Origin of the sequence: uncultured Devosia sp., from assembly GCF_913055165.1 — a bacterium.
In the GTDB taxonomy this organism is placed as follows: Bacteria; Pseudomonadota; Alphaproteobacteria; order Rhizobiales; family Devosiaceae; genus Devosia.
Genome location: NZ_CAJXJS010000087.1, coordinates 1 through 10,697 on the forward strand (window position 1 = coordinate 1; position 10,697 = coordinate 10,697).

General features: G+C 61.9%; 10 protein-coding genes and 1 pseudogene. 4 read left to right on the plus strand and 7 right to left on the minus strand.

The features are described 5' to 3' along the window. From QZ564_RS17970 to QZ564_RS17985, 4 genes are all read right to left on the minus strand, one after another. A partial coding sequence (locus QZ564_RS17970; protein WP_297113094.1) for a LysR family transcriptional regulator occupies positions 1-74 on the minus strand: 74 nt, incomplete at its 3' end. A 116-nt stretch (positions 75-190) separates the two neighbouring features. Continuing rightward, positions 191-1,141, minus strand: coding sequence for a thioredoxin-disulfide reductase (gene trxB, locus QZ564_RS17975; protein ID WP_297113070.1), 951 nt, complete (start codon positions 1,139-1,141; stop codon positions 191-193). 176 nt (positions 1,142-1,317) lie between these two features. Beyond that, positions 1,318-1,791, minus strand: a complete 474-nt coding sequence (greA, locus tag QZ564_RS17980; RefSeq protein WP_297113072.1) for a transcription elongation factor GreA — start codon at positions 1,789-1,791, stop codon at positions 1,318-1,320. 306 nt (positions 1,792-2,097) lie between these two features. Further along, entirely contained in the window at positions 2,098-2,307 is a 210-nt protein-coding gene (locus tag QZ564_RS17985) for a cold-shock protein (RefSeq protein WP_092421346.1), read from the minus strand. A 511-nt stretch (positions 2,308-2,818) separates the two neighbouring features. On the opposite strand from QZ564_RS17985, the gene QZ564_RS17990 reads away from it, so the two are divergent. Continuing rightward, the gene (locus tag QZ564_RS17990; protein ID WP_297113079.1) at positions 2,819-3,796 is read left to right on the plus strand and encodes a methyltransferase; all 978 of its coding nucleotides are present in this window, start codon (positions 2,819-2,821) and stop codon (positions 3,794-3,796) included. A 90-nt stretch (positions 3,797-3,886) separates the two neighbouring features. On the opposite strand, the gene QZ564_RS17995 is transcribed toward QZ564_RS17990, so the two are convergent. After that, positions 3,887-5,611 carry a globin-coupled sensor protein gene (locus QZ564_RS17995; protein WP_297113081.1) on the minus strand — a complete coding sequence of 575 codons (1,725 nt, stop codon included), beginning with the start codon at positions 5,609-5,611 and terminating at the stop codon, positions 3,887-3,889. Between the two features lie 293 nt (positions 5,612-5,904). On the opposite strand from QZ564_RS17995, the gene ltaE reads away from it, so the two are divergent. Next, entirely contained in the window at positions 5,905-6,921 is a 1,017-nt protein-coding gene (gene ltaE / locus QZ564_RS18000) for a low-specificity L-threonine aldolase (protein ID WP_297113083.1), read from the plus strand. 21 nt (positions 6,922-6,942) lie between these two features. On the opposite strand, the gene QZ564_RS18005 is transcribed toward ltaE, so the two are convergent. Next, positions 6,943-7,881 carry a hypothetical protein gene (locus QZ564_RS18005; protein ID WP_297113085.1) on the minus strand — a complete coding sequence of 313 codons (939 nt, stop codon included), beginning with the start codon at positions 7,879-7,881 and terminating at the stop codon, positions 6,943-6,945. A gap of 139 nt (positions 7,882-8,020) precedes the next feature. On the opposite strand from QZ564_RS18005, the gene QZ564_RS18010 reads away from it, so the two are divergent. Together QZ564_RS18010 and QZ564_RS18015 are read left to right on the plus strand one after the other, a co-directional pair. Further along, on the plus strand, positions 8,021-8,836 hold the full coding sequence (locus tag QZ564_RS18010; RefSeq protein WP_297113087.1) for an SDR family NAD(P)-dependent oxidoreductase: 816 nt from the start codon (positions 8,021-8,023) through the stop codon (positions 8,834-8,836). Between the two features lie 8 nt (positions 8,837-8,844). Then, positions 8,845-9,438, plus strand: a complete 594-nt coding sequence (locus tag QZ564_RS18015) for a TetR/AcrR family transcriptional regulator (RefSeq protein WP_297113089.1) — start codon at positions 8,845-8,847, stop codon at positions 9,436-9,438. 77 nt (positions 9,439-9,515) lie between these two features. On the opposite strand, the pseudogene QZ564_RS18020 reads toward QZ564_RS18015, so the two are convergent. Then, positions 9,516-10,697, minus strand: a pseudogene (locus tag QZ564_RS18020) (ATP-grasp domain-containing protein); the annotation flags it as partial.

Below are 10,697 nucleotides of genomic sequence, written 5' to 3' on the forward strand. Positions count from 1 at the left end.
TTTTCGGCGGCATGGGTGAAACTGCCCGACTCGGCGGCGGTGTGGAAAATCCGTAGCTTGTCCCAGTCGAGCATGTTCGTGACGCTTTCTTTTGTGTGTTCTCAGCCAGGCCGGTCCGCGATCCTCACCGGGGGCGAGGGAGGCGGAAAGATTGTGACACTGTTGTGACTGAAGACCTGCATCTGCACGATTATTCCGCGGCTTCCGCCAATTCGTGCTCGGCCAGGAACCGTTCGGCATCGAGCGCGGCCATGCAGCCCATGCCGGCCGCGGTAACAGCCTGCCGGTAGATGTCGTCGGTCACGTCGCCGGCGGCAAAGACGCCCGGCACATTGGTTTCGGTCGATCCCGGCTTCACCTGCAGGTAGCCACCCGGCTTCATGTCGAGCTTGCCGGCGAAGATCGAGGTGGCAGGTGCATGGCCAATGGCGACAAAGACGCCGTCGATGGGCTGTTCATAGGTTTCACCGGTCAGCGTGTTGCGCAGGGTGACCGAATTGACAGAGGGTGGCATGGGCGTGCCGCCAACTTCGGCGACCTCTGTGTTCCAGCGAACCTCAATCTTGGGATTCTTGAACAGGCGCTCCTGCAGGATGCGCTCGGCGCGGAACTCGTCGCGGCGGTGCACGACGATGACCTTCTCGGCGAAATTGGTCAGGAACAGCGCTTCCTCGACGGCGGTGTTGCCGCCGCCGACCACAAGGACCTGCTTGCCGCGATAGAAAAAGCCGTCGCAGGTGGCGCAGGCGGACACGCCAAAGCCCTGGAACTTCTGTTCGGACGGCAGGCCAAGCCATTTGGCCTGGGCGCCGGTGGCAATGATCAGGCTGTCGGCGGTGTAGGTGTCGCCGCTGTCACCGGTCAGCACGAAGGGGCGCTTGTCCAGGTTCACATCGACTATGATGTCATTGACTATGCGGGTGCCGACATGTTCGGCCTGGGCCTTCATCTGGTCCATGAGCCAGGGGCCCTGAATGACGTCGGCAAAGCCGGGGTAATTCTCGACATCGGTGGTGATGGTGAGCTGACCGCCGGGCTGCAGGCCCTGAATCATGACCGGTTCGAGCATGGCGCGGGCCGCATAGATGGCAGCCGTGTAGCCGGCCGGGCCGGAGCCAATGATGATGACTTTCGCGTGCATCGCGACGCTTCTCCAACAGGACAGGAACGCTCCCTCGCCTTTACTTAAGAGGCGAAGGATCAAGGTTTCAAGGCAAAGTCACTCCCGCAGGGCGAATGCCCGCGGGAGTGGACAGGAAAGACACAGAATTCTTGGCTGGTGCCCAAATTTTGGGCGATCGGCGCGCCGGACGCGGCTCAGATATAGCGGATCTTGATGATCTCGTAGCTTTTGGAACCACCGGGCGCGGCCACTTCGAACGAATCGCCTTCTTCCTTGCCGATCATGGCGCGGGAAATGGGCGAGGAAATCGAGATGCGGCCGGCCGAGGCGTCGGCTTCCGGATCACCCACGACCTGGTAGGTCTTTTCTTCCTCGGTGTCCTCGTCGATGAAGGTGACAGTGGCGCCGAACTTGACGGTGTCACCACTCAGCTTGCTGACGTCGATGACATCGGCCAGCGCAAGGAGCGTCTCGAGCTCCTTGATCCGGCCTTCATTGAGGCTCTGCTGCTCCTTGGCGGCGGAATATTCGGCGTTCTCAGACAGATCGCCGTGGGCGCGAGCTTCAGCAATGGCGTCGATGATGCGACGGCGTTCATTGCTGGTGCGGTGTTCGAACTCAGCCGTAAGGGCCTTGTGGCCCTGAACCGTCATCGGAACCTTGTCCATAATTGTGCTGCCTCCAGTCGGCTCGGCATAACAAATACCGCCGCGGAGCCGACTCATCCGGACCGCGACAGGCATAGCATTGATGTTGGCCATGGAGCGCAAATCGCGCCCGACACGGCATCTCCCTGCCAAACTCCGTTCGGCCAAACCGTCACGACAAGTCTTAGAGGAGATGGGCTCAGCTTGCCCAACCGCCGCCTTCCGGTCAAGTCAGGTGCGGATGGAGCCAGAGGGGCGGGCCCTGCGTCAGACAAACGAAAGCGCGCCCGTTGCCAGGCGCGCCCTCAACAGATCATCCGAGATAACTCAGGAGGCCGTCAGGTTGTCTGCGGCGGATTTGCCGGTCCGCTTGTCCTTGACGATTTCGTAAGTGACCTTCTGGCCTTCGTCCAGGCCGTTCAGGCCCGAACGCTGAACAGCGGAAATGTGGACGAAAACGTCCGCCCCGCCTTCGTCAGGCTGAATGAAGCCATAGCCTTTTTGGCCGTTGAACCACTTAACGGTACCAGTTGCCATGTTGCGCGTTCCCTCGTGCAGTCGCTGCTGGAGCGGTTCCGGCCATGCACCCGGCCGAAACCTAGTTGATATCGAAATATCGGAAGATGACGTCAGCAGTTGCGAATGGAATTCGCGTCTTCAGATCAGTCGGCCGCAATATTCGATGGCGCGAAGCCTAGCCCGAAAACGAAAGCGCTTCAATATGTCGTGTTGGCAAGTAAAAACGCCCGGCAGAACGGCAAGTTCTGTCAGGAAAACAACGACTTGGTCTCACAGATCGCCAGTGCCCAGGGAGGGGCCCGACAGGCTGGTGCTTTGGCCACAGCCACCAATGGGCAGGGGAGCCAGGCTCGGGAGCCATTGGATAGCTGACATTTTAGTCGAATATGAGCGATTGGAAAGTGACCATTTGGTCGCGGGACCACGCCCCCACAGCTATTGAATGCAATTTCGCTTGCCTTTGCCCAAGCTTTGCGGCAAATCCCGCGCGCCGCGCCGAAGGGGCCGGTTCTCTCGAAAGCTTCTCGTCTTGACCAAGGCGTTCTTTTCTTCCGGCGATGTGATCGCCGATCGGCGCGCGGATTATGCCCGCATGCTGGCCGAACAGGGTGACCATGCGGCCGCGGCCGAATTGATGGAGCAGGCGCTGGAAATGGTGCCGGACTGGGCCGCGGGCTGGGACCTGGCCGGTAGCTTTCACGACAAGGCCGGCAATATCTCGTCGGCCATCGCCGCCTGGCGCCGCCTGGAAGCGCTGGATGACGATGGCGTGTTCGGGGCGCGGCTGAAGCTGGCAGCGCACGATGCCGGGCCGGCGGGCGAGGGGACGGCGGTGGGCTATGTCGAGGCGCTGTTCGACCAATATGCGGCGCAGTTCGAGGACTCCCTGGTGGGCAAGCTGGGCTATCGCGTGCCGGATCTCCTGGACCAATTGGTCAGCGAGGAAATGGCGCGGCTTGGTGTGGCCGGGTTTGATCGCGCTTTGGATCTGGGGTGCGGCACCGGGCTGATGGGCGAACGGTTGCGCACCAAGGTTGGGCACCTGGAAGGCGTCGACATTTCCGCGGCGATGATTGCCGAGACGGCGCGCAAGGGCATTTATGACAGCCTGGCAAAGGCGGAACTGGTGGCGACGCTCAATGCCCGCCGCGCCGATGTCGACCTGGTCACGGCGGCGGATGTGTTGATCTATTGCGGCGCGTTGCAGCCGGTGCTGGCGGCACTGATGCCGGCCATGCGACCGGGCGGGCTGGTGGCGTTCTCGCTGGAAGCGCATGACGGGGAGGAGGCGTTATTCCTGCGGCCCAGCCTTCGCTACGCGCATGGCGTTGCGGCGACGCGCGATGCGCTGGTGGTGGCCGGGCTCGAAGTGCTGCGCTTCGAGACGGCGGTGTTGCGCTTCGACCGGGGTGCGCCGATCACCGGCATATTGGTGGTGGCGCGCAAGCCGCCGGTGGAACTGTCGGCGGCCAATGATGAAGCCGAAGGCGGCAACGTCGCGGCCTAGAGCAGTTCGCGTCTTTGTGGCGGGGCGGTCCCAGATAGGGCCGGACACTTCGATCAAGGAATCCGGCCCCAGTTCTTCGTCATGCGGTCGCTAGAATTCGTCCCAGTCGGTGCTTATGGCCGCATTGCCCTGCGACAAATAGGAGAGGGCGGCACCAGGCTTCGGACTTGGCGCAGCAGGCGGTCGCCGCTGTGGCTGTTCGGCGTGACCCTCGGGTAAGTCCGTCAACGAAAACAGGTTGACGATGCTGTCCAAATCATGGGCCTGGGCCTCTGTCTTTTCGATGGAGGCATTGGTCTGCTCGACAAGGGCGGCATTGTGTTGCGTCATGTCGTCAAGCTGACGGACGGCGGAGTTGACGTCGTCAATGGCGGATGCCTGCTCCTGGCTGGCCCTGGCGATATCGTCCATAAGCTGGGTGTTTTCTTCGATGGCGCCGACTATGAGGCGCAATTTTTCGACCGCACTGGTGACCAGTTGTGAGCCATTGGCCACTTCCTGACCGGATTGGTCGATCAATGCCTTGACCTCACTGGAGGCCTGCGCGGCTGATTGAGCCAGCCGGCGCACTTCCACTGCAACCACCGCAAAGCCCTTGCCGGCCTCACCTGCCCGCGCGGCTTCAACGGATGCATTGAGCGCAAGAAGGTTGGTCTGGAAGGCGATGTCGTCGATCAGGCCGATAATATTGGCGATCTTGGACGATGAGGTTGTGATGCGTTCCATGGCGTGGCTGGCCTGGCTCATCACCTCTTCACCCTGGCGGGCGGCATCGCGGACGGTGGCGCCGTTCCTGCTGGCCTGCTGCGTCTGGGCGGCGTTGCGCCCTACCGACGAGGCGACCTGTTCCATTGCCGCCGAGGTTTCTTCGATCGTTGCGGCTTGCTTGGTGGTTCTTTCGCTGAGGTCATTGGCGCCAGCGAGAATTTCTCCGGTCGCCAGCTTGAGACCGCCCGAGGTCTGCTTGAGTTGGCCGACGATGTCCGCGAGCCGGTCACGCACCGCGTTGGTGTCGTCCTGGAGGCTTTTGAATGCCCCCTCGAAATCACCTTCCATCCGCTTGGTTAGATCAGCCTTGGCCAGAGCCTCCAAAGCCTCGGTTGTAGCCGCTATGCCGGACTGAATCGTGCCCATCAGGCCGTTCACGTTAGCGGCCAGCCCGGAAATGGCAGGATTAGACGATACGATTTCGACGCGTTCGGTGAAGTCGCCGGCCTTGGCAGCATCGACGACGGCGCAGATTTTTGTGTTCAGCGCGGTGGTTTCAGCGGTTAGCCGATGAAAATAGGTCGAGACGCCAATATCGATATCCAGCATGACCGCCTTGACCAGTTCGGAGACGGTTTGAACGAAGCCTGCCATGTCAGCGGCGCTGAACGCGCGACGGAGCCCCAGACGTGATCTTCCCTGGGTGGCCTCAGCGAAATAATCGGCCGAGACGCGCTTGAGCAACTCTTCCACGATCAGCGCATATCCGCCGATGTACCATTTCGGCTCCAATCCAATGCGGGCGTGCACCTCGCCAATGGCGGAACTGGTCGCAAAGTACTTATCATCAAGCTGACCGGCAGCGATGTTTCCCCAATGGGCGGCCTGCCGGCTCTTGGCGTGCTCTATTACACCCGGGGCCTCGAACATATGGGCCATTTGCTCGACATTGGCCACCTTGGCATAGAACGAATCCAGGGCGCCGCCCATGTGCCTGTCGATGAGTGGCTTGAGTGCCGCTATGCGGTCTCTTGCCTCTGCGTCGAGGCCAATAAAGTCGAGGCGGCCGGCCAAGTCTGCAGCCGATCCGTTCTGCTGAAGTGACATCTCGTAAACCCGTCCAAGCTAAGAGATTCGAATTAAATCTTGTTACCGAACTTAATCCTAAAAAAGAATAAATCGATACAATTAGAAAATGAAACGATACAATTGACTTTTGGTGCGAGTTGAATTCGCGAATCAGGGCTTCTGGAGGAAGCGTCGATCCCCCATGTAGTCGTGCGCGCAAGCCTATTTTGGAACTGACTGCTGCTAATGATGAGACCAAAGGCGGGGACGTCGCGGCCTAGCAAATTGCGCGCGGGCTTGGCAGAAGAAGCAGATTCTTTGAGGAGCCTGCCATGAATGCCATCCGCCACGATTTCCGGTCCGACACGGTCACCAAGCCAAGCGCCGGGATGCGCGCGGCGATGGCCGCGGCCGAGGTGGGGGACGATGTGTTCGGCGACGACCCGACCGTCAATTTGCTGGAGCAGCGTATGGCTGGCATGCTGGGCAAAGATGCGGCCCTGTTCGTGCCCTCGGGGACGATGTCGAACCTCTTGGCGCTGATGAGCCATTGCGGGCGCGGTGACGAGTTCATCGCCGGGCAGAATGCACATTGCTACAAATATGAGGCCGGGGGCGCAGCTGTGCTTGGCTCGATCCAGCCGCAGCCGATCGCCCACCAGGCCGATGGCACCATGGCGTTGTACGATATCGAGGGCGCGATCAAGAAAGGCGACAGCCATTTTGCGACGACGCGGGTGGTTGCGCTGGAGAACACGTTTGGCGGACGGGTGCTGCCGGTGTCCTATATGCTGGCAGTTGCCGATATTGCCCGACGTCACGCGCTTGGGCTGCATTTGGATGGGGCCCGGGCGTTCAATGCCTGTGTCGCGCTTGGCCTCGACATCAAGGAATTTGCCGCGCCGTTCGATACGGTCTCGATCTGCCTGTCCAAAGGGCTGGGCGCGCCCGTGGGGTCCGTGCTTGTGGGTCGTGCCGACCTTATTGAGATCGCGCGGCGCAATCGCAAGATGCTGGGCGGCGGACTGCGTCAATCCGGGGTGCTGGCGGCGGCGGGCCTCTACGCGCTCGACAACAATGTCGCCCGGCTAGCCCAGGACCATCAGCGGGCCAAAATGCTTGCCGAGGGGCTGGCCCGACATGAGGCGCTGCGGGTGACCATGCCCGACACCAATATCCTCTGGCTGGATATGGACGCCGAACTGGGTCAGCGCTTTACCGATTTCCTGACCGAGAGCGGCGTGGGCGTCACCGGCCGCTACGGCCAGCAACGCTGGGTGACGCATCTCGATGTCGGCGACGACGATGTCGCAGGGGCGCTGGCGCTGGTGGACCAGTTCTTCGCCTAGCGCGCCTGCAGTGCCGGACGATCAGGGGCGCCCGGGATAGGGTTCGCTCGACCGCATGAGATAGACGCTCCCCGCCACTTCGGCGCGGCGGAAGGTGATGGCGAAGAGTTCGTCGTCATTGAGCTTTGTCTCGCGCCATATGGCATCGATGCTCGCTTCTTGTCCCAGATGCCGGTCGATACCGATGAAGCGATAGGGTTCAAATCCCTGGGCGCCCTCGGGGTGTTCGCCGCCCGTCCATTGATATTGGCCACTTTCCGCGTTGGCCCAGAAGCCGAAGACGGCCAATTCGGCGATGGCATGGGCCGGGGTTGCGACCTCATCGGACTGGTCTGAGTAGAGGCGCGGCCAAGACGGAACCTGCCCGGCCACGTCCTCCCATTCGCTCGCATCGAAGCCGGAATAGAGGTCAAGGCAGGGACGGCCCGTGCAGTCGGACTTGGCGGCTTCCTTGTGCGGGATGACGCGGCTGCTGGCGTCGATGAGGACGGCGCTGTTATTCATCAGCGGTTGGAAGAGGAAGCGCCAGGCCATGTGCTCGCCAGTGCCGAATTCCTCTACGGGTGCGGTGTTCTCCTCGCCATAGTCGGCGGCAACCTGGTCGCGGATTGCCGGGCCAAGGTTGAAGTGGCGCACTTCGATGAAGCTGATGGGCAGTGGTGCGCCGTTGTCGTCGTGGATCATCTCGCCGTAGGCGATGGCGGTGCGGGTGCGCACCGAGGGGGTGGCGCGGTCGGCAATCCACATCGCTTTCTCAACCGGGCCCACGGCGCCGCCGGGGGTGATCTTGTCGATATCGAGCCAGAGGCCGAAGAGCTCGTCCTCAAGTGTCTGGAAATCGAGGCGTTCGAAGCCGGGTGCGAGGATGAAAGCGTCGGCATCCTGTTGGGTGACGGCCTGGGCGGTGGCGAGGCATGTTCCAGTCAGGAGCAGGGCGAGGCTGGCAAAGCTGCGGATCATCAAATCGTTCCTCATGAAATCGATAGGCCTTGGTAACGGCTCCAGTGTGAACCGGAAATGAGCGGGCAGGGAAGCGGGTTGACAGGGTGACGAGAAAGTGAGTTAGTTGACTAACTAAATACTTTTTGGAGTGGGAAGCATGCAGTCTGAAAAATGGATGACCAAGCTGGATCGCAAGCGGTTCGGGCCATGGGCGGTTGTTACCGGTGCGAGTTCGGGGATCGGGCGCGAGTTTGCGCGGCAGATTGCGGCCTCGGGGATCAATCTGGTGCTGGTGGCACGGGGTGCGGATGCCCTGGAGGTGGTGGGCCAGGATTTGAAGCGCGATTTCGGCATTGCTTATCGCGTGGTGACGACTGATTTGGGCGAGCCAGGAGCTGAGAAGGGCCTTATCGAGCAGACGCAGGATCTGGATATCGGGCTATTCATTTCGGGCGCGGGAACCGGGCAGCCCGGGGCTTTCCTGGCCTTCGAGCCCGAGCAATTGCTGCGCCAGACCCAGTTGATGGGGGTGTCGCATATGCTGCTTACGCACCATTTCAGCCGGCGCTTTGCGGCCCAGAAGCGCGGCGCGACCTTGCTGGTCTCTGCCCTGGGGGCGGATAGCGGTATTCCCTTCCATGCCAATCCGGCGGCTGCCAAGGGGCTGGTCAATGCGCTGGGACGGAGCCTCCACGCAGAACTCAAGGAGCGTGGCGTGGGGATAACGGTGTTGATCGTGACGCCGACCGAGACCCCCTTGATCAAGAAAATGGGGCTGGATGCCTCGCCCATGCCCATGAAACCCATGCCCGTGGCGCAATGCGTGGCCGAGGCGTTGGAGGGCGTGAAACGGCGGAAAATGGTGGTTATCCCCGGGCGGCTCTATCGCATCATGAACTGGCTGATGCCGCATAGCTTGGTGCGGGCGATGACCGCGAATATGATGCGGCAGAGCACACGTTTTGTAGGTTAGGAGCAGCCTTGGCTGAAACGCGCAAACCCGCCGCCCGCGGCAAACGCGAGCGGCTGACCCAGGCGGCGGTGGACCTGGCCCATCGCCAGGGCTATCGCAGCGTTACCTTGGCGGATCTCGCCGAGGCGTCCGACGTGCCGCTGGGCAATATCTATTATTACTTCAAGAGCAAGGACGATATCGGACAGGCGGTGCTGGAGCGCCGGCTGGGCGAAGTCGCCATGATGCAGCAGGCGTTGTCGGCGCTGCCGACGCCGCTGGAGCGATTGCTGGGATTTGTCGAACATACCATTGGCAATGCGGCGCTGGTGGCAGAGCAGGGATGTCCGCTGGGCTCGCTCAGTGCGGAAATGAGCAAGCATGACCGCGATTGGGCGGCAAGCGCCCGCGGCTTGCTCGGCGGGCCGATGGAGTGGATGGAAGAGCAGTTTGCCGAGATGGGGTTCAGCGCGGAAGCCGGGGACATGGCGCTGCAATTGCAGTCGTCGCTGCAAGGGGCGTCTATTCTCGCGCAAAGCATGGGCGATCCGGAGCTGCTGGTGCGGGAATGCCGGCGGCTGCAGGGATGGTTGCGGGGGCTGGGGGGCGGCACCCCCACCTAGCTCTGCTACGGCCTTGCCAGGCCGAGCGGCGCTACCTCCCCCTGAAGAAGGGGGAGGAGACTGGTCGAGGATCGGCCCTAAGCCGCGAAGTATTCCTGCAAGGCCTTGACCTGCAGGCTGCCCTGCTTGAGGGCGACGATGCCTTCCACGGCGGCGAGGGCGCCGTCGATGGTGGTGTAATAGGGGATCTTGGACAGGAGCGCGGTGCGGCGGATATCGCGGCTGTCGGAGATCGACTTGAGGCCATCAGTGGTGTTGATGACCAGCTGCACGCCGCCATTCTTCATGGAATCGACGATGTGGGGGCGGCCTTCGAGCACCTTGTTGATCTTGGTGGCTGGCACGTTGTTGTCGACCAGGTAGCGCTGCGTGCCGCCGGTGGCGAGGATTTCGAAACCGGCTTCGACCAGGTGGCGGGCCATGTCGACAATGTCGGGCTTGTCGCTGTCGCGCACCGAGATGAAGGCCTTGCCCGAAGTGGGGACCTTCTGGCCGGCACCCATCTGCGATTTGGCGAAGGCGATGGCGAAATCGGTGTCCAGCCCGATGACTTCGCCAGTCGACTTCATCTCCGGACCGAGCACGGTGTCGACGCCGGGGAAGCGGTTGAAGGGGAAGACGGCTTCCTTGACCGCGATGTGCTTGAGGGTTTTTTCAACGAGGTTGAAGCTAGCCAGGCTCTCGCCGGCCATGATGCGGCTGGCGATCTTGGCGATGGGCTCGCCAATGACCTTGGCGACGAAGGGCACGGTGCGGGAGGCGCGCGGATTGACCTCGATGAGATAGATCGTGTCGTCCTTATAGGCGAACTGCACGTTCATCAGGCCACCGACCTTGAGGGCGAAGGCGAGGTCGCGGGTCTGGCGCTTGAGTTCCTCGATGATCTCGGGCGGCAGGCTGCGCGGGGGGAGGGAACAGGCCGAGTCACCGGAGTGGATGCCGGCTTCCTCGATATGCTCCATGATGCCGGCGACGAAGACATCCTTGCCATCGCAGAGACAGTCGACGTCGATCTCGGTGGCGCCGGAGAGATAGGCGTCGAACAGCAGCGGATTATCGGAGAGGACCGAATTGATCTGGCCGGTCTTGTCGTTGGGATAGCGCTGGAGAATATCGGGCGGGACGAGGCCGGTGAGGGTGTCCTGCACATAGCGCTCGAACTCATTGGCCGAGTGGACAATGGCCATGGCGCGGCCGCCCAGCACGTAGGAGGGGCGGATGACCAGCGGGTAGCCGAGGCGCTCGGCGACGAGGCGGGC

Coding starts and splice junctions, on each gene's coding strand:
- QZ564_RS18005 (WP_297113085.1), bottom strand. CDS start 7,881: ATGATCCGCAGCTTTGCCAGCCTCGCCCTGCTCCTGACTGGAACATGC.
- greA (WP_297113072.1), bottom strand. CDS start 1,791: ATGGACAAGGTTCCGATGACGGTTCAGGGCCACAAGGCCCTTACGGCT.
- trxB (WP_297113070.1), bottom strand. CDS start 1,141: ATGCACGCGAAAGTCATCATCATTGGCTCCGGCCCGGCCGGCTACACG.
- QZ564_RS17985 (WP_092421346.1), bottom strand. CDS start 2,307: ATGGCAACTGGTACCGTTAAGTGGTTCAACGGCCAAAAAGGCTATGGC.
- ltaE (WP_297113083.1), top strand. CDS start 5,905: ATGAATGCCATCCGCCACGATTTCCGGTCCGACACGGTCACCAAGCCA.
- QZ564_RS17995 (WP_297113081.1), bottom strand. CDS start 5,611: ATGTCACTTCAGCAGAACGGATCGGCTGCAGACTTGGCCGGCCGCCTC.
- QZ564_RS18010 (WP_297113087.1), top strand. CDS start 8,021: ATGCAGTCTGAAAAATGGATGACCAAGCTGGATCGCAAGCGGTTCGGG.